Origin of the sequence: Streptomyces sp. (assembly GCF_031178505.1) — a bacterium.
Classification (GTDB): Bacteria; Actinomycetota; Actinomycetes; order Streptomycetales; family Streptomycetaceae; genus Streptomyces; species Streptomyces gulbargensis.
This window is the reverse complement of record NZ_JAPSIW010000048.1, coordinates 1-18,350: the sequence shown is the minus strand read 5'-3', so window position 1 is coordinate 18,350 and position 18,350 is coordinate 1. Positions and strand designations below refer to the sequence as shown.

Here is an 18,350-nt window from a genome sequence, read left to right as displayed (position 1 = left end):
GCGGGGCATCGCCACCCTCGCCCTCGACTCCCCGGCCACCCGCAACGCCCTCTCCGCGCCCCTCGTCGGCGAACTCTCCGACGCCCTGGCGGCCTGCGCGAAGGACCCGGCCGTCCGGGCCGTCGTCCTCACCCACACCGGCACCACCTTCAGCGCGGGCGCCGACCTGAAGGCGCCGCCGAGTCCGTACGCCTTCGTCGACCTGCTCCGGCGGATCGTCGAACTGCCGAAACCCGTCGTCGCCCACGTCACCGCCGGCTCCCACACCCGCGCGGGCGGGCTCGGCATCCTCGGCGCCTGCGACATCGTGCTGGCGGGCGAGGGGGCAGACTTCGCCCTCACCGAGGTACGGCTCGGGGTCGCGCCCGCCGTCGTCTCCCTCACCCTGCTGCCGCGCCTGGAACCGCGCGCCGCCACCCGCCACTACCTCACCGGCGAACGCTTCGGCGTCCCCGAGGCCGTCACCATGGGGCTCGTCACGGCCGGCGAGGAGGCGCTCGACGGCATCCTCGACGCCCTGCGCGCGGCCTCCCCGCAGGGTCTGCGCGAGGCGAAGCGGCTGGTCACCGCTAGAGTCCTGGAGACCTTCGAACGCGATGCGGAGGACCTCGTGCAGAGGTCGGCGACGCTGTTCGCCTCCGCCGAAGCACGCGAAGGGATGACGGCCTTCCTCGAACGACGGGACCCCGCATGGCGGCTGTGACCGCACCCAAGCAGGACCGGAGCCGCGCCACCCGGCGGCGGCTCCTGGAGGCCGCCGTGTCCTGCCTGGCCGAGCACGGCTGGGCGGGTTCCACGGTGGCCGTCGTCGCCGAACGGGCCGGCGTCTCCCGGGGCGCCGCCCAGCACCACTTCCCGACCCGCGAGGACCTGTTCACCGCGGCCGTCGAGTACGTCGCCGAGGAACGCTCCCAGGCCCTGCGCGCCCTGCCGGCCCGCGACCGCGAGGAGGCCGTCGCCGGCATCGTCGCCCTCTACACCGGTCCCCTCTTCCGGGCCGCGCTCCAGCTGTGGGTGGCCGCCGCCCACGAGGACCAGCTCCGCGACCGGGTCGCCGAGCTGGAGGCCCGCGTGGGCCGCGAGTCCCACCGCATCGCCGTCGAACTGCTCGGCGCCGACGAGTCCCGGCCCGGCGCCCGGGAGACCGTCCAGGGCCTCCTCGACATGGCCCGCGGCCTGGGCCTCGCCACCCTCCTCACCGACGACACGCCCCGCCGCGAACGGGTGGTGTCCCAGTGGGCCCGCCTGGTCGGCGAGGCCCTGGAGAAGTAACGCGAGCAGCCGGTGCTCGGGCTAGATCCCGGGGATCTGCCGGGCGCGGAAGGCGCTCCGTACCGCGTCCGCCGCCGCCGTGCCGTACATCCGCTGGGCCGTCGCGACCGTCGTACGGGCCGCGGCCTCGAAGCTGGTGTCGGGGGCGAAGCCGAACTGGGCGTTCACGATGATCCGGTCGGCCGTGCGGGCGCCGAGGGACGCGCGGATGTCGAAGAGGGCGCGCGACCAGATCTCGCCGTCCGCGTGGACCTCGCCCTCCCGGTCCGCGTACGTCTTCGCGCTGTCCAGACGGCGCAGGCAGTGCGGGGCCTCGCTGTAGCCGGTGGCGTCCCAGTCGGCGACGCAGGCCTGCTCGGCCTTCACGGGCCAGCCGTACTTCGCGGCGGCGTGGGTGCCGACCGCGACGGCGAGGTAGTCGCCGAAGGCCTCGCCGATCGAGCCGGCCTCGACGGAGGTGCCGAAGCCGGGGACCTGCGCGTGGTGCACGGCGTGCCCGTACTCGTGCAGGATCACCTCGGCGTCCTCGGCGTCGTCCACCCCGCCCTTGCCGAAGCGGATCTCCGCCTTCTTGTCGGTGAAGTACGAGTTGTCGGCGCCCCACTGGTTGAGCCGCACCGGCTGCACCCGGTCGTTGGCGCCGGGCAGTTCGGTGCCGAAGCCGAGGCCCTGGAGGTACTCCTGGCCCTCGTTGACCCAGAAGTACGCCATGACCTGCTCGAACTGGTCCTGGGAGCGGTCGTAGGAGGCGGCGTCGGCGACCTTCGCGGGGGCGCCGGTCTCCGAGCGGACGGTGACCCACTTCCCGGACAGGGTGCCGCTCGCGTCGAGGTTGCGCAGGGTGGCCAGGGCGTAGGCGGAGGCGGGCACGTCGGTGGCCGCGTCCTTGTGGTCGGCGAGGGTCTGGTCGCCGGTGGACTGGACGGGGTTCACCATGAAGACCCGGCCCTGGGGCAGGGGCGCGGCGCTCGCCCCCGTGAGCGGGAGCAGGGCGGTGGTGGCGACGGTCGCGGCGACCAGGCCACGGAACGAGCGGCGGCGGGACATGGACATCCTCCTGCGCGGGGACGCGGCGACGAGATGATTGGCATGGGCGTGTCATGCGTGGCGGCGATCTTCGCGCACCGCCGCCGCTTTGAACAGGTCCGCGCCCCTCGCCGCACTGTGACCCGGACCACAGGCGCGGGGGCCCGCCCGCAGTACCCTGGTCGCATGCCTCTGCTCGTACGCCGCCGCCACGTGGACTTCGTCCGCGTCACGAGCATGAGCTGTCGCCGCTCCGCCTGACCTGCCGGGGCCGTCACCTCCGTCACCCCGCCGGGTCCCTCATCCGAGCCCTGTCGACCGGCACCCGCGGCCCCCGCCCCACTCCTGGCGGCCGCCCCGGGCACCCGTACACCCCGCGGACGCACCCATGACCCACAGCAGCACCCTCGGCACCCCCGCCCCGGCGACCCCCGGCACCCGTGCCGCCTCCCGCCCCGGCGCCCCGGCGGCCCCCGCCGCCCCGCGCAGCTCGTACGCCTCACAGCTCCCGATCGTCGACCTCTCCGCCGCCGGCCGGGGTCCCCAGGCCCGTCGGCTCCTGCACGCCCAGCTCCACTCGGCCGCCCACGACGTCGGCTTCTTCCAGCTCGTCGGACACGGCGTGACCGAGGCCGAGACGCAGGCCCTCATCACCGCCATGCGCGCCTTCTTCGCCCTCCCCGAGGCCGACCGGCTCGCCCTGGACAACATCAACTCGCCGCACTTCCGCGGCTACACCCGCATCGGCGACGAGCGCACCCAGGGTGCCCGCGACTGGCGCGACCAGCTCGACATCGGCGCCGAGCGCCCCGCGCACACCCCCGCCCCCTGGGAAGCCCCCTACTGGTGGCTCGAAGGCCCCAACCAGTGGTCCGCCGCCCTCCCCGGGCTCCGCACCGCCGCGCTCCACTGGATCGACCGGCTCAGCGGTGTCGCCGCCCGTCTCCTGCACGAGCTGCTCGCCTCCATCGGCGCGCCCGCGGACTTCTACGACGACATCTTCGGCCCCCACGCCCACCCGCAGCTCAAGCTGGTGCGCTACCCGGGCAGCAGCGGCGAGGGCGACGACCAGGGCGTCGGCGCCCACAAGGACTACGGATTCCTGACCCTGCTGCTCCAGGACCAGGTCGGCGGCCTCCAGGTCCAGCGGGAGGACGGGAACTTCCACGACGTGCCGCCGCTGCCCGGCGCCTTCGTCGTCAACCTCGGCGAACTCCTCGAAGTCGCCACCAACGGCTACCTCGTCGCCACCAACCACCGGGTGGTCTCCCCGCCCGGCGCGACGGAACGCTTCTCCGTCCCGTTCTTCTACAACCCGCGGCTCGACGCCCGGATCGCCCCGCTCGAATTCCCGTACGCCTCACAGGCCCCCGGCGTCACGGCCGACCCGGCGAACCCGCTGTTCGCCGAGTACGGCTACAACGCCCTGAAGGGCAAGCTCCGCGCCCACCCGCTGGTGGCGGCCCGCCACCACGCGGAGCTGCTCCTGCACCCCGAGGGTCAGCCGGCGATGTCGGCGTAGCCCTCGATCTCGCGCGGGTCCCGCTGGCCGGGACCCGTGTAGCGGGCCGAGGGACGGACCAGGCGGCCGGTGCGCTTCTGCTCCAGGATGTGCGCCGACCAGCCGGCCGTCCGGGCGCACGTGAACATCGACGTGAACATGTGCGCCGGGACCTCGGCGAAGTCCAGGACGATCGCCGCCCAGAACTCGACGTTCGTCGCCAGGACGCGGTCCGGGCGACGGTTGTGCAGCTCCTCCAGCGCCGCCTTCTCCAGCGCCTCGGCCACCTCGAAGCGCGGCGCCGCCAGCTCCTTGGCCGTGCGGCGCAGGACGCGGGCGCGCGGGTCCTCGGCGCGGTAGACGCGGTGGCCGAAGCCCATCAGGCGCTCGCCCTTGTCGAGGGCCTGCTTCACGTACGCCGTCGCGTCACCGGTGCGCTCGATCTCCTCGATCATGCCGAGGACCCGCGAGGGCGCGCCGCCGTGCAGCGGGCCGGACATCGCGCCGACGGCGCCGGACAGCGCCGCCGCCACGTCCGCGCCGGTGGAGGCGATGACACGGGCGGTGAAGGTGGACGCGTTCATGCCGTGCTCGGCGGCCGAGGTCCAGTACGCGTCGACGGCCTTCACGTGCTTCGGGTCGGGCTCACCGCGCCAGCGGATCATGAACCGCTCGACCACCGACTGCGCCTTGTCGATCTCGCTCTGCGGCACCATCGGCAGCCCCTGGCCGCGCGCCGACTGGGCGACGTACGAGAGGGCCATGACGGCGGCGCGGGCGAGGTCGTCACGCGCCTCCTCGGCGGAGATGTCCAGGAGCGGTTTGAGGCCCCAGACCGGCGCGAGCATCGCGAGCGCGGACTGCACGTCCACGCGGATGTCGCCGGAGTGGACGGGGATCGGGAAGGGCTCGGCGGGCGGCAGACCGGGGTTGAAGGCGCCGTCGACGAGCAGGCCCCACACGTTGCCGAAGGAGACGTGGCCGACGAGATCCTCGATGTCGACGCCGCGGTAGCGGAGCGCGCCGCCCTCCTTGTCGGGTTCGGCGATCTCCGTCTCGAACGCGACGACTCCCTCGAGCCCGGGTACGAAGTCGGACATCAGGCGGCTCCTCTATCGATGATCGATCAACCGGGTCACGGTCGATGGCGGGATTCAACAGTCGTCCGACCGAAGAGTCTGTACGGTTCCGATGATGCGGGGAAGCGTGACATCCGGCACACTGCGCCGAACCGGCGAGGGAGGGTTAACCGCACGCGGTGCCGGGCAGACTCGGCCGCTGCGGCAGGATGATCCCGTGACCGACGCCCCGGACCCCGCCGACATGCGCGAGCAGTACCGCACGATGGAGCTCCATCCGGCCGATCTCGCGCCCGACCCGATCGCCCAGTTCGCGCGCTGGTTCAAGGAGACCGCCGCCGATCCGGCGATCCACGAGCCCAACGCGATGGTCGTCTCCACCGCGACGCCGGACGGCCGCCCCTCCTCCCGTACGGTCCTGCTCAAGCACTACGACGAGGCCGGATTCGTCTTCTTCACCAACTACGGCTCCCGCAAGGGCACCGAGCTGGCCGCCAACCCGCACGTCGCGCTGCTGTTCCCCTGGCACCCGCTGGCCCGCCAGGTCATCGTCACCGGCCGCGCCGCCCGCACCGGCCGCGAGGAGACCGCCGCCTACTTCCGGACCCGGCCGCACGGCTCCCAGCTCGGGGCGTGGGCCAGTGACCAGTCCCGGGTGATCGGCTCCCGCGCCGAACTCCTCGCCCGGTACGCCGACCTCGCCGCCCGCTACCCCGACGGCCAGGAGGTTCCGGTGCCCCCGGAATGGGGCGGCTTCCGGGTCGTCCCGGACACGGTGGAGTTCTGGCAGGGCCACGAGAACCGGCTGCACGACCGGCTGCGGTACGCGCGCGCCGAGGACGGCTCCTGGTACGTCGAGCGCCTCTGCCCCTGAGGCCGGGGACGGTCCGGAAAGCCCAGCGGCCGGGACGGCCCGGGAAACGCGAACGACCCGTGAGCCTTGGTCCCGTCCGCCTAGGTTCGGACAGGAGCCGGCCGGACTGACCGGCGACTCACGGGTCGGGTGACTGCGTTGGTGTTCGGCAGAGGGCCTGCCGAGGTGCACAGAGTGCGACGGCAGGCCTCAGCCCGCAGTCACCTCACGAGTCCGAAAAGAAATCATGTTTTCGGATCACCTCCTTTCGCGTGTACCCCCACCCTAAGAACACTCCCGCGTCCGCTCAAGGGATTTATTCGCGGCGCCTGCCGGGCGCCCGTCAGGCGTCCCGCCGCGTGACCGCCCACCAGCCGGCGAGGAGCGCCGCCACCGCCCACAGCGCCGTCACACCGAGCCCCGCCCACGGGCCGAGCGCCCCGACCGGGTCCTGGTGGAGGATCTGCCGCCCGGCGCGGTCCGGCAGGTAGTCGGCGACACCCGCCGAGACGTCCCCGACCACGAAGGAGACCATGAGCAGGAACGGGATCAGCAGGCTCATCACCGCCACCGCGCTGCGCAGCAGGAACGTCAGGCCCGCCGCGAACAGCGCGATCAGGGCGAGGTAGAGGCCCGCGCCGACGCAGGCCCTCAGCGCCCCCGGCTCACCGAGCCCGATGGCGTGCTCGCCCGCGAAGGCCTGCCCCGAGAAGAAGGTGACGAACGCGGTCACGAGCCCCGTGCCGAGGGCGGCCACGGCCACGACCGCCGTCTTCGCCGCGAAGAAGAGGCTCCGGTGGGGCACGGCGGCGAGCGAGTTCCGCACCGCCCCGTGGACGTACTCCGACGAGACGGCCGTCGCGCCGAAGGCGATGGCGGCGATCTGCGCGAAGGTGATCTGGAAGAGGGCGTCGGCGACCGGGTCTCCCGCGCCGTCCGGCTCCGGGCCGCCCACGGTGGCGTACAGGAGCACGTTGAAGACCAGCGCGACGGCGAAGACGGCGAGGAGCGCCCCGAAGCTCGACCGGACCGATCTGATCTTGATCCACTCGGAGTGGAGCACGGCGGTGGGGGACACGGTCAGACCTCCCGCGTCGGCGTCGTACGGGGGGCGGCGGCGAACTCGGCGGCGCCGGCGTCCGTCGTGAGCGCGAGGTACGCCTGCTCCAGGGAGGCGCGTTCGTCGGCCAGTTCGAACACGGGGACGCCCTCCCGGGCGGCGACGGCCCCGACCTGTTCGGCGGTCGCGCCCTCCACGAGCCAGCGGCCGTCGCCGTCGGCGCCGTCGGCGACGGCGTACCCCTGGCGCGCGAGCGCGGCCCGCAGCAGGACGGGATCACCGGTGCGCACCCGCACGCGCGCGTGGCTGTGGGCGTCGATGAAGTCCCGCATCGGGACGTCGGCGAGGAGCCGGCCCCGGCCGAGGACGACGAGATGGTCGGCGAAGGTCGCCGTCTCGTTCATCAGATGGCTGGAGACCAGGACCGTGCGCCCCTCCCCGGCGAGCCGGCGCAGCAGCTCGCGGATCCAGACGATCCCCTCCGGGTCGAGCCCGTTGGACGGCTCGTCCAGCAGGAGGACGGCGGGGTCGCCGAGGAGCGCGGCGGCGATGCCGAGGCGCTGGCGCATGCCGAGCGAGAAGACGCGGACGCGGCGCCGGGCGGCGCTCGCCAGCCCGGTCTCCTCCAGCACCTCGTCCACCCGCCGGGCCGGGATCCGGTTGCTGACGGCGAGGGCCCGCAGGTGGTCCCGCGCGGTCCGGGAGGCGTGGGCCGCCTGCGCGTCGAGCAGGGCGCCGACCGTACGGAGGGGCTCGTCGAGCGCCGTGTAGGCCCGGCCGCCGACCGTGGCGGTCCCGGAGGCCGGCCGGTCGAGGCCGAGCACGAGCCGCATCGTCGTGGACTTCCCCGCCCCGTTGGGGCCGAGGAAGCCGGTGACGCGGCCCGGTTCGACGGTGAAGGTGAGCCGGTCCACGGCCCGCTTGCCGCCGTACTCCTTCGTGAGGTCCGTGACGTGGATGCTGGTCATGGCCCCAGCCTCGCCGCCGGACCGTCTCCGGCCATCCCCCGCGCGGGGAGAGCGCCTCCCCCGGGCGGGGGAGCCGCCCGCCGGGGCCGCGCTGCCAGGATGGAGGGATGCCCGGACCCCTGCGGCCGCTGCTCCGCGCGGTCACCTACACCCGCTGGCTCCACCTCCTGGTGGGGGCGGTCGTCCCGCTCGGCTGCGGTCTGATCCATCCCGGCCTCGCCGACCCCGGCCCGGCCGGCTGGGCGCTGGTCGCGCTCCTGCCGGTTCCGCTGCTCGCGGCGGTGGCCCTGGTCCCGTCGGTCCGGCGCGCGGAGGGGCTCCAGGCGCGGCTGATGCTGTTCCCCGGGGCCCACGCGCGCGTGCGGACGCCTCGCGGCGGGCCCGACACGCGCGTACGGGCCGGCGAGGGCGACGGCGGCAGCGCCGGAGTCCCGGCCGGGGACCCCGGCGTCTCGGCCGTCCCCTCCGCCTCGTGGACGGACCGGGCGAGGACGGCCGCCTGGCTGGTCCTGCGGGCCGAGGCGGGCCTGGCCACCGTGTTCCTGTCGGTGTGGCTGCCGCAGGTCGCCCTGACGCTGGCCGGGACGGTCGTGGAGGACCCGCTCGCGGGCGCGCCCCTGCCGTCGCCCACCGGTGGCCCGGCCGCCGCCGCCCTCGCCCCGCTGCCCGTCCTCGCCCTCGTCGCCGTGGTCGTCACCGGCGGCGAGCTGATGGCCGGGGCCGCCCGCCGCCTCCTCGGTCCGTCGGTCGGGGAGCGTCTGGCGGCCCTGGAGGAGCGCACCGAGCGGATCCTCGAACGCAACCGCATCGCCCGGGAGTTGCACGACTCCCTGGGACACGCCCTCACCCTGGCGGTGGTGCAGGCCGGGGCCGCGCGGGCCGCCGCGGATCCGGGGTTCACCGACCGGGCCCTGGAGGCGATCGAGGAGACGGGCCGCGCGGCCCTGGAGGACCTGGAGCGGGTGCTGCTCCTGCTGCGCGAGACGGGCGGGCCGCCCGGTTCCCGACCGGGCCTGGCCGAGGCGGACCGCCTCCTCGACTCCGCGCGCTCCTCGGGCGCCCGGGTCGGCGCCGAGGTGACGGGCCCGCTGGAGCACGTACCGGGCCCGGTCTCCCGCGAGGCGTACCGGATGCTGCAGGAAGGCCTCACGAACGTGCTGCGGCACGCGGGCCAGGTCCCCGTGGACGTCCGCATCGCCGTGGAGGACGCCCGGCTCCGCCTCGAGGTCCGCAACTCGCTGGGCACACACGCCCGGACGGGGGCGGGCACGGGCAGCGGTCTGCGCGGGATCCGGGAACGGGCCGCGCTCCTCGGCGGTTCGGCCCACGCGGGCCGCGACGGCGACGCCTGGCTCCTCCGCGTCGACCTCCCCCTCCGCTGACGGAGCCGTACGCCGCCGCTCCCTTGCGCCGGCCGGAGCCGTCCGGCACCGCCTACGCTGACCGGATGCCGATCACCGTCCTCCTCGTCGACGACGAGCCGCTCGTACGGGCGGGCCTGCGTGCCGTCCTCGACGCACAGCCGGACATCGAGGTGGTGGGCGAGGCGGCCGACGGGGCCGCCGTCATCCCCCTCGTCCGCAGCCTGCGCCCCGACGTCGTCGCCATGGACGTCCGCATGCCCCTGATGGACGGCATCGAGGCGACCGAGGCGGTGCTCCGCACGGTCCAGGACCCGCCGAAGATCGTCGTGGTGACCACCTTCGAGAACGACGAGTACGTGTACGGGGCGCTGCGCGCGGGCGCCGACGGGTTCCTCCTCAAACGGGCCCGCCCGGCCGAGATCGTGAACGCCGTCCGGCTGGTGGCCGAGGGCGACTCCCTCCTCTTCCCGGCGGCGGTACGGCGGTTGGCCGCCTCGTACGGCCGGGGGAGCGGCGGCGCGGCGGCCCGGACGGCCCTGGAGCGGGCGCGGCTCACCGAGCGCGAGGCGGAGGTCCTGCGGCTCATGGCCCGTGGTCTGACGAACGCGGAGATCGCCGCCCGCCTGGTGGTGGGCACGGAGACCGTCAAGTCCCATGTGAGCGCCGTCCTGGCGAAGCTGGGGGCCCGGGACCGCACGCAGGCGGTCATCGCCGCGTACGAGTCGGGCTTCGTCTCCCCGGGCTGAGCACCGCGCTCGGATCGCGCAAGGATTTCGGCGAACCCGGTGTGTCCTGTGTCACGTTCCAGTTGAATGGTCTCACCAGGGATGACCAGGGGGGTTACGGGGGGAGTGCCGACGTGAGTGCCTTCACGGAGTCCACGAGCGACACCGCGCCCGTGCCGGGAGCGGGCGCCGATCTGCTGGCCGCGCTGCTCGACGGCATGGACGCGGCGCTCTGCGCCTTCGACGCCGACGGGACGGTGACCCACTGGAACCGCGAGGCCGAACGCATCCTCGGCTGGCCCGCGGCGGAGGCCGTCGGACGGCGCGGCTTCGCCGGCTGGGCGGCGCGCAGCGCCGACGCCGAGGACATCCTGGCCCGGCTGATGCGCGCCATGAGCACCCCGGGCCGGCAGGTCCACGACCTCGCCCTGCTGCGCAAGGACGGCGGGCGCGTCCTGGTGCGCAGCCAGTCCGCCGGGGTGCGCGGCGCGGACGGCGCTCCCGCCGGGGTGTACTGCGCCTTCAGCGAGGTCCACGTCCAGGTCGACCTGGAGCGGTCCGTCGCCCTGAGCGAGGTCCTGTTCGGGGACGCGCCCTGGGGTCTGGTCCTCGCCGACGCCGACCTGCGTCCGGCGGTGGTCAACGGGCACGCCGCCCGCGCCATCGGCACGGCGCGCGCCGCCCTGCTGGGCCGCCCGCTCGGGGACGTGGTGCGGCAGGGCGTCGAGGAACTGGAGGGCGCCCTCCAGCACGTCCTCGCCGAGGGCACCCCGCCCGCGCCCGCCGACGTGTGGGTGACGGTCGCCGGGCCCGGCGGGGACCGCCGGCGCTGCTGGCACAGCGCCTTCCTGCGGCTGGCCTCGCCGCTCACGGAGGAGCCGGTGCCGCTGGGCGTGGCCTGGCTGTTCCAGGACGTGACGGAGGAGCGGCTGGCGGCCCGGGAGGCCGACCGGATGCGCTTCCGGTGGAGCCAGTCGCACCGGGCGGGGCAGGCGGCCGCCGAGTGCGAGGACCCCGCCGAGGCGGCGGCGCTCCTGCTGGACTTCGCCCTGCCCGGTTTCGCGGACCACGCCCTCGTGGACCGGGTGGCGGGCGAGCGGCGTCTCACCCGCGCCCTGGCCACCCCGCCCGCCGTGCCCGGCCCGTCCGCGCCGGTCACCGGCGGCGGCATCCCGCTGCGGTACGGCCCCGCCCACCCGGCGCTCCAGGCGTGGGACCGGGCGGGCGCGGTGCGGGTGAGCGCGGGCCGTACGGCGGAGGTGTGGGCGGACGCCCACCAGTGGCCGGGCGGTGTGGCGCACGCCCTGTGCGTGGTGCTGCGCTCCCGGGGCCGGACGCTCGGCGTGCTCACCTTCCTGCGGTCGGCCGGGCGCGCGGCCTTCGACCGCCACGACGTGACGTACGGCGAGACGGTCGCGTCCCGGCTCGCGGCGGTGCTCGACCTGGTGCCCGCGGACGGCTGACGGCGGGGCGGGGCCGGGCGGTACGGGCGGTGCCGCCCGGCTCCGTACCGGCTCAGCGGCGGTAGAAGATCCGGTCGGCGTACTCGGTCATGACGCGGCCGTTCCACTCGTGGCCGCCGTCGACGTTCCCCGAGCGCAGCAGCGGCGGCTCGATGCCCCGCCGGACCAGTTCCTCGGCCGCCGCCGCCATGACCGCCTGCATGAGGGCGCTGGTGACGACGGTCGACGCGGGCGCGAAGGGCGCCTCGACACCCTCGTGGGTCAGCTCGGCGTCACCGACGGCGATCTTCGAGTCGAGGACGACGTCGCAGTGGTCCTTGAGGTACGTCCCCGACACGTGACGGGACCGGGTCTCCGTGGCGTACGCGACCGAGGTGACGCCGATGACCTTGAGTCCGAGCGCGCGGGCGTTCATCGCCATCTCGACCGGCAGGGCGTTGCGCCCGGAGAGCGAGACGACGATCAGGACGTCCCCGGGCTTGGCGGGGGACGAGTCGAGGACGGCGCCGGCGAGCCCGTCCACCCGTTCCAGGGCGGAACCGAGCGTCGCGGGCATGACGTCGACGCCGACGACCCCGGGCACGGCCAGCAGGTTCACGAGGGCGAGGCCGCCGGCCCGGTACACCACGTCCTGGGCGGCGAGGGAGGAGTGACCGGCGCCGAAGGCGAAGAGGCGGTTGCCGTCGGCCACGGCCCCGGCGATCACGGCCCCGGCCTCGGCGATCTCGGCGGAGTCCTCGTCCCGGACCCGCTGGAGCAGGCCGATCGCGGCGTCGAAGAACTGTCCGGCCAGCTTGCTCTCGCCCATGGCGGCGACTCCTTCTGCTCGTGGTCGCCGCTCACGGTGCGGTCTGGACCTTTGCTCTGTCAATACCGCGACACCTCCGTGAGACCCGGTTGCCGTTGCGATGCGTCAGAATTGGTGGAGGGCCAGCGCACGACTCATCGAGGGGCATGTATGTCCGGACTGATCGACACAACGGAGATGTATCTCCGCACCATCCTCGAGCTGGAGGAGGAAGGTGTGGTCCCGATGCGCGCCCGGATCGCCGAGCGGCTCGACCAGAGCGGCCCGACGGTGAGCCAGACCGTGGCCCGGATGGAGCGCGACGGCCTGGTGGCCGTGGCGAGTGACCGCCACCTGGAGCTGACGGACGAGGGCCGCCGCCTCGCCACCCGGGTCATGCGCAAGCACCGGCTGGCGGAGTGTCTCCTCGTCGACGTCATCGGCCTGGAGTGGGAGCAGGTCCACGCCGAGGCCTGCCGCTGGGAGCACGTGATGAGCGAGGCGGTGGAGCGCAGGGTCCTGGAGCTGCTGCGCCACCCGACCGAATCGCCGTACGGGAACCCGATCCCGGGCCTGGAGGAGCTGGGCGAGAAGGCGGAGGCGGAGTCCTTCCTGGACGACTCGATGGTCTCGCTGGCGGAGCTGGACGCGAGCGGCGAGGGCAAGACGGTGGTCGTCCGACGCATCGGCGAGCCGATCCAGACGGACGCGCAGCTGATGTACACCCTGCGCCGCGCGGGCGTGCAGCCCGGGTCGGTCGTCTCCGTGCGCGAGTCGCCGGGCGGTGTCCTGGTCGGCTCCAGCGGCGAGGCCGCCGAGCTGGAGGCGGACGTCGCGTCGCACGTCTTCGTCGCCAAGCGCTGACTCCGGCGACGGCCGGCGGACGCGTGAGGGGTGCCCCCGTGGCACCCCTTTCGCGCGCCCGGGCCGGGGCGGCGCCCCTCGGTCAGAGGTAGGGGGCGGCGATGCCCCGCACGCCGAGCGCGAGGATGCCGAGGCCGAGGACGAGGTGGAGGGCGTGCTTCACCACGGTCCACGTTCCCCGGACGCGTGCGGAGGCGATCCGGTTGCACGGGGGGCGGGTCACGAAGAGGTATCGCCTCGGCCCGCGGGGTGACGGCCCGCCGGGCGCCCCGTTTTACGCCGGAATGGCCCCGCGTACGTCCTCGGCGTGCCACGCTGGAGCGAACCGCGTGCCGCGCGACCGTAGGGATGCCGGGAGGGGTGGGGCCATGCGACCGGCGAGGGCCGTACGCCGACTGCCGGACTCCCCGGGCGTGGGGGGCCGCCGGACGCTACGGGGCCCCGGCGCCCTGGGGCGCCGGGGCCTGTCCTCCCCAGTTCCGACCTGGAGCCCCGAGCTCTCAAGGTCGTTCCCTTCGGACCGATTTCCCCGAGCGGTCCGCCTCCCGCTGAAGATCTCCCCTCGGCAGCGGGTGTCAATCCTTGAGCCGTGTCACTCGAACGAGGGGTGTTGGGCGGCAGGAGCGCATTTTCGAATGCGAGTTCGATAGTCTGGCGTGGTTGGACGGGAAAGAGGGGGTGCCAGGGATGGCGCGACGACTCGACGTCACCGGGGCCGACGGCGTACGCCTGGCGGCCTGGGACTTCACGCCCCGGACCGCCGCGCGGACCGGCCGCCAGGCGCCCCCGGGGGCCGTACCGCACGGTGCTCCGCACGGCACCGCCCTGCCCGCGCAGGCCGGTCCGGAGCCCACGGACCCCCAGGGGCGGGAGACCGCCCGGCGCCCCGCCCCCGCCGCCGGTCCCGGCGTCCTGCTCCTCCACGGCCTCATGGGCCACGCCGGCCACTGGGCGCGGGCCGCCCGCGCCCTGACGGGCGGCCACCGCGTCGTCGCCCTGGACCAGCGCGGCCACGGAGCCAGCGACAAGCCCCCCGAGGGCCCCTTCACCCGCGAGGCGTACGTCGCGGACGCGGCCGCCGCCGTCGAGCAGCTCGGCCTCGGCCCGGTCACCCTCGTCGGCCACTCCATGGGCGCCCTCACCGCCTGGCAGCTGGCGGCCGAACGCCCCGACCTGGTCCGCGCCCTCGTCATCTGCGACATGCGGGCCTCCGCCCTCGGTGCCGCCTCCCAGCGCGCCTGGCAGGACTGGTTCCGCGGCTGGCCCGTGCCCTTCCCGTCCCTCGACGCCGTCCGCCGCTGGTTCGGCGAGGAGGACCCCTGGGTCGAGCGCCCCCACCCCGCCCGTGGCGCCTTCTTCGCCGAGGTGATGGCCGCCCACGCGGACGGCTGGCGCCCGGTCTTCGACCCGGCCCAGATGCTGACCTCCCGCGAGACCTGGGTGCACGACGCCCACTGGGACTCCCTCGCCCAGGTCCGGTGCCCGGCCCTCGTCGTGCGCGGCCTGGACGGTGAACTGGGACGCGCCGAGGCCCAGGAGATGGTCCGGGTCCTGCCCCGGGGGGCGTACGCGGAGATACCGGACGCCGGGCACCTCCTCCACTACGAGCACCCCGAGGCCTGGGCCGAGACCGTCGAGCCCTTCCTCACCGGGGTCCTGACGGCCTGAGGCACCCCGCCGTCACCGGCCCGCGCGCCGCCGGGTAGGGTCCGCTCCCGCGGCGCGTCGAGACCATCTCCGCGCCGTTCTCAAAAAGGAGAGACTTTGCGCACTTCACTGCTGCGGCGCCTCGTCACCACGGTCACGGCGCTGGGGCTCACGTCGCTGGGCATGGTCGGCGCGGGCGCGGCGCCGGCCCAGGCCGCGGTCGGCGACTGCCCGTCGGGATACTTCTGTGCCTGGAAGTCCGACAACGGCACCGGCGCGATGTACAAGACGAACACGAACGCGCCGACCCTGGGCAGCTGGGACAACACCTTCCGCTCGGTCGTCAACCGCACCAACAAGTTCGCCTGCCTGTACGACGACCCGAACCACGGCCTCGTGGGCGGTGTCACGGTCGTCGAGTCCAGCCCGTCGGGCAGCGAGTGGGGCGGCCCGGGCAGCGACTCGATCAGCTCGGTCAAGTTCGTCCCCACCGAGCGCGAGTGCGTGCTCCCCGCCTACCCGACCTGGCACGCGGCCACCGCGCCCAAGGCCGCCGGCTTCGGTGACCTCAACGCCGACCGCGTCTCCGACGTCGTGGTCCGCGACACCGCCGGCCGCCTGTGGTTCCTGCCCGGCGACGGCTCGGGCAAGCTCGTCGGCACCGGCGGCTGGAACGTCTTCAACAGCCTGATCCGGCACGGCGACTACAGCCGCGACGGCCGCGAGGACGTCATCGCCCGCGAGGCCGCCACCGGCAAGCTGTGGCTGTACCCCGGCACCGGCACGGGCACCCTCGGCGCCCGCACGCTCATCGGCACCGGCGGCTGGAACGCCATGAGCCGGCTCGTCGCCTTCGGCGACCTCAACGGCGACACCCGCGCCGACCTCGTCGCCGTCGAGAAGTCCACCGGCAAGCTGTGGCTCTACCCCGGCACCACCACCGGCACCCTCGGCGCCCGCGTCCTGCTCGGCACCGGCGGCTGGAACGGCATGAACGCCCTGGTCGGCGCCGGTGACATGAACGGCGACGGCAAGCCCGACCTGGTCGCCCGCGAGGCGTCCACCGGAAAGCTGTTCTTCTACCCCGGCAGGACCAGCGCCTTCGGCCCGCGCGTCATGATCGGCTCCGGCGGCTGGAACGCCATGGAGACCGTCCTCGGCGTCGGTGACTTCAACGGCGACGGCAAGCACGACCTGACCGCCGTCACCAACGAGAACTTCGACAGCGACGCCTGCTACGCCGACGGCTGCCTCGTCCAGTACACCGGCACCGGCACCGGCACGATCGCGCCCGGCTCCGTCGAGGCCGACGACTGGTGGAACCTCAACGGCGCCTTCTGACCCGCCGCCCTCCGGTCCGCACCACCGCAGGCCCCCACCTCCACCGGGGGCGGGGGCCTGCGGCCGTACCCCTTCCTCGTACAACCATTCGCCTCGCGGCGAGTCTCATCCGGTGTGGCGCACGGTGCGCCTGCTGACTCCTGGAGGAAACGCACGTGCCTCTGGCCCGTCCCGTCCGACGCCGGCTCACCGCCGCCGTCACCACCGTCCTCGCCGTCACCCTCGGCGCGGGCGTCCTCACCACCCCCGCGCACGCCGCCCCCGCCACCACGGCGACCACGGCGCCCGCGACGACCACAGACCCGGTCTCCGTCCGCTACCCCGGGTCCGCCACGCTGACCGCCGCCGGTGTGACCGGGTTCCTGACCCGCGACCAGAACAACCTCAACCGTTGGCAGCGGTACGCGGACGGCGGTGGGCAGGCCTACGACGGCCGCGTCGAGCAGACGTCCACGCGCACCACCGACTACCTCGTCCACAGCGGGCTCTACCAGGTCACCCAGCGGAACCTGCGCACCTTCGGCGCGCTCGACGTCCCGCTCTCCTCGGCGGCCGACGGCCCGAAGTACGCCGGAGCGGCCGGTGACGCCGTCTTCACCACCGTCACCGGCGGGACCGGCACGGTCCTCCGCAAGCACACCGAGGCGCAGCCGAACACGGCGGTCACCGGCCTGCCCGCCGACGCGACCCGTGTCAAGGTCGCGCCCGGCACCCCGGACCACGCGCTGGTCACCTTCGCCCAGGGCACGGCGGCCAAGTGGGGCCTCGTCGACCTCACCACCGGCGCCGTCGGCACGATCCGGGACGGGATGGCCGCCCCCACCGCCGACCGTGCCGTTTCCCCCACCCACGTCGCCTGGGTCGAGGGGGACAACACCCAGCAGCCCAGGCTGTTCGTCCTGGACCGTGCCACCGACGAGGTGCGGGAGGTCCCGCTGCCCGACGTGTGGAGTGGTGACCTCCAGATCGGCCTGGCCGGCGGCTGGGTCGTGTACGGAGAGGGCGGCGGGTTCCGTGCCCCGCAGCAGACCGCGCTGCACCCCCTCACGGCCCGCAACCTGGCCACCGGCACCACGGTCAAGCTCCTCGACCACGTGCTCTCGTCCGCGGCCGCCCCCGACGGCAGCCTCTACGTGCGCGGCGGCCTCCTCGGCCGCGGCGAGGGCCTGTACCGGATCACCGCCACCGGGGACACCACTCCGCAGGCCGTCATGGTCGCCACGACCGGCGAGCCCACCGAGGTCGTCCTCACCGGGGACCGCGCCCCCCGGACCGTCGACCTCGACGCGGCCGACGGCGCCCGCTTCGCCTGGGACCTCTCCCGGGACCTGAAGCAGGTGACGGTCACCCTGCGCCACGTCCGCACCGGGAGGACGGCGCACACCTACGTCCACACGACGAGTTCCGGGCAGCTGACGTACGACTGGAACGGTCACCTCGGCGACCACGCCATGGCCGCGTACAACGGCGCCTACACCTGGCACGTCACGGGGAAGCCCGCCAACGGCCTCGGCCCGGACCTCGACGCGCGGGGCACCTTCACGGTCGTCCGCGAGCCCGCCCCGCACGACTTCAACGACAACGGCACCCCGGACCTGCTCACCCGGGACGCCGCCGGCCGCCTCTGGCGCACCGACACCCTCCACAGCCCCGAGTACGGCGAGCTGATGCCCGCCGAACCCAAGGCCTCCCTCGGCTCCGGCTGGAACATCTACGACCGGATCGAGGCCACCGGCGACCTGGGCGGATCCGCCGTGGGCGACCTCCTGACCCGTGACACCTCCGGCGCGCTCTGGCTCTACCAGGGCACCGGCACCGGCGGCTTCGCCGGGCGCGTCAAGGTGGGCACCGGCTGGGGAATCTACGACGGGATCACCGGCGGCTCCGACCTGACCGGCGACGGGAAGAACGACCTCCTCGCCACCGACCGGTCCGGCGGTCTCTGGCTCTACCCGGGTACCGGCAACGCCACCGCCCCCTTCTCCGCCCGCAAGAAGGCCGGCACCGGCTGGGGTATCTACAACGACCTCACCGCCACCGGCGACCTCGCGGGCGGCCCGGCCGGTGACCTCGTCGCCCGCGACACGGCGGGCGTTCTCTGGCTGTACCTCGGCAAGGGCGACGGCACCTTCGCGCCCCGCGCCCGGCTCGGCGCCGGCTGGAACGCGTACAGCCACCTCGTCGGCGTGGGCGACGCCGACGACGACGGCCGCGCCGACCTCCTCGCCCTCGCCCCGCACACCGACAACTGGCTGTACCGGGGCACGGGCGACTGGCGGGCCCCCTTCAAGCCGCGCCAGACCGCCCTGTCCTTCATCCCGACGGACGGCTCCCAGCCCGTCGCCTGACGGACGCTCGCACCGAAGCCCGGGGGCGGGCGCGGATGTTCCCGCGCCCGCC

Annotated in this window: 17 protein-coding genes; 11 read left to right on the top strand and 6 right to left on the bottom strand. The window is 74.5% G+C overall.

Annotated elements, in window-relative coordinates; all coding sequences use genetic code 11:
• Positions 1–703, top strand: a 703-nt coding sequence (locus RIF68_RS06605; RefSeq protein ID WP_309050185.1) for an enoyl-CoA hydratase family protein, incomplete at its 5' end; no start/stop codon positions are given.
• Positions 691–1,272: a TetR/AcrR family transcriptional regulator gene (locus tag RIF68_RS06600; RefSeq protein WP_309050184.1), complete on the top strand. Its 582-nt coding sequence runs from the start codon at positions 691–693 to the stop codon at positions 1,270–1,272. The genes RIF68_RS06605 and RIF68_RS06600, both read left to right, overlap by 13 nt.
• Before the next feature lie 21 nt (positions 1,273–1,293).
• Here the strand turns inward: RIF68_RS06600 and RIF68_RS06595 are convergent, their stop codons facing one another.
• Complete coding sequence (locus tag RIF68_RS06595; RefSeq protein ID WP_309050183.1) at positions 1,294–2,319, bottom strand: M4 family metallopeptidase; 1,026 nt, start codon at positions 2,317–2,319, stop codon at positions 1,294–1,296.
• A 367-nt stretch (positions 2,320–2,686) separates the two neighbouring features.
• Between RIF68_RS06595 and RIF68_RS06590 the strand changes: the two genes are divergently transcribed.
• Complete coding sequence (locus RIF68_RS06590; RefSeq protein WP_309050182.1) at positions 2,687–3,820, top strand: 2-oxoglutarate and iron-dependent oxygenase domain-containing protein; 1,134 nt, start codon at positions 2,687–2,689, stop codon at positions 3,818–3,820.
• Here the strand turns inward: RIF68_RS06590 and RIF68_RS06585 are convergent.
• Positions 3,799–4,899, bottom strand: coding sequence for a citrate synthase 2 (locus RIF68_RS06585; RefSeq protein WP_309050181.1), 1,101 nt, complete (start codon positions 4,897–4,899; stop codon positions 3,799–3,801). The genes RIF68_RS06590 and RIF68_RS06585 overlap by 22 nt on opposite strands.
• Before the next feature lie 223 nt (positions 4,900–5,122).
• Here RIF68_RS06585 and pdxH point away from each other — a divergent pair, with 223 nt between their 5' ends.
• Positions 5,123–5,752: a pyridoxamine 5'-phosphate oxidase gene (gene pdxH, locus RIF68_RS06580; RefSeq protein ID WP_309050186.1), complete on the top strand. Its 630-nt coding sequence runs from the start codon at positions 5,123–5,125 to the stop codon at positions 5,750–5,752.
• Positions 5,753–6,074: 322 nt separating this feature from the next.
• Here pdxH and RIF68_RS06575 read toward each other — a convergent pair whose 3' ends face one another.
• Entirely contained in the window at positions 6,075–6,809 is a 735-nt protein-coding gene (locus RIF68_RS06575; RefSeq protein ID WP_309050180.1) for an ABC transporter permease, read from the bottom strand.
• Between the two features lie 2 nt (positions 6,810–6,811).
• On the bottom strand, positions 6,812–7,759 hold the full coding sequence (locus tag RIF68_RS06570) for an ATP-binding cassette domain-containing protein (protein ID WP_309050179.1): 948 nt from the start codon (positions 7,757–7,759) through the stop codon (positions 6,812–6,814).
• 107 nt (positions 7,760–7,866) lie between these two features.
• Between RIF68_RS06570 and RIF68_RS06565 the strand changes: the two genes are divergently transcribed.
• The 3 genes from RIF68_RS06565 to RIF68_RS06555 all read left to right on the top strand — a co-directional run bounded on the left by RIF68_RS06565 (position 7,867) and on the right by RIF68_RS06555 (position 11,311).
• Complete coding sequence (locus RIF68_RS06565; RefSeq protein WP_309050178.1) at positions 7,867–9,141, top strand: histidine kinase; 1,275 nt, start codon at positions 7,867–7,869, stop codon at positions 9,139–9,141.
• Between the two features lie 65 nt (positions 9,142–9,206).
• Positions 9,207–9,869 (top strand): response regulator transcription factor, encoded by a 663-nt coding sequence (locus RIF68_RS06560; RefSeq protein WP_309050177.1) that lies wholly within the window; start codon positions 9,207–9,209, stop codon positions 9,867–9,869.
• Between the two features lie 113 nt (positions 9,870–9,982).
• A complete protein-coding gene (locus RIF68_RS06555; protein WP_309050176.1) occupies positions 9,983–11,311 on the top strand; it encodes a PAS domain-containing protein in 1,329 nt (442 codons plus the stop codon).
• Between the two features lie 52 nt (positions 11,312–11,363).
• On the opposite strand, the gene RIF68_RS06550 is transcribed toward RIF68_RS06555, so the two are convergent.
• Complete coding sequence (locus RIF68_RS06550; RefSeq protein WP_309050175.1) at positions 11,364–12,119, bottom strand: SIS domain-containing protein; 756 nt, start codon at positions 12,117–12,119, stop codon at positions 11,364–11,366.
• A 150-nt stretch (positions 12,120–12,269) separates the two neighbouring features.
• Here RIF68_RS06550 and RIF68_RS06545 point away from each other — a divergent pair, with 150 nt between their 5' ends.
• Positions 12,270–12,962, top strand: a complete 693-nt coding sequence (locus RIF68_RS06545; protein ID WP_309050174.1) for a metal-dependent transcriptional regulator — start codon at positions 12,270–12,272, stop codon at positions 12,960–12,962.
• 82 nt (positions 12,963–13,044) lie between these two features.
• Here RIF68_RS06545 and RIF68_RS06540 read toward each other — a convergent pair whose 3' ends face one another.
• Positions 13,045–13,185 (bottom strand): hypothetical protein, encoded by a 141-nt coding sequence (locus RIF68_RS06540; protein WP_309050173.1) that lies wholly within the window; start codon positions 13,183–13,185, stop codon positions 13,045–13,047.
• A gap of 464 nt (positions 13,186–13,649) precedes the next feature.
• Here RIF68_RS06540 and RIF68_RS06535 point away from each other — a divergent pair, with 464 nt between their 5' ends.
• From RIF68_RS06535 to RIF68_RS06525, 3 genes are all read left to right on the top strand, one after another.
• A complete protein-coding gene (locus RIF68_RS06535; protein ID WP_309050172.1) occupies positions 13,650–14,630 on the top strand; it encodes an alpha/beta hydrolase in 981 nt (326 codons plus the stop codon).
• A gap of 96 nt (positions 14,631–14,726) precedes the next feature.
• Positions 14,727–15,950 (top strand): FG-GAP-like repeat-containing protein, encoded by a 1,224-nt coding sequence (locus tag RIF68_RS06530; RefSeq protein WP_309050171.1) that lies wholly within the window; start codon positions 14,727–14,729, stop codon positions 15,948–15,950.
• Between the two features lie 155 nt (positions 15,951–16,105).
• Positions 16,106–18,298 (top strand): FG-GAP-like repeat-containing protein, encoded by a 2,193-nt coding sequence (locus RIF68_RS06525; RefSeq protein WP_309050170.1) that lies wholly within the window; start codon positions 16,106–16,108, stop codon positions 18,296–18,298.
• Positions 18,299–18,350 lie beyond the last annotated feature (52 nt).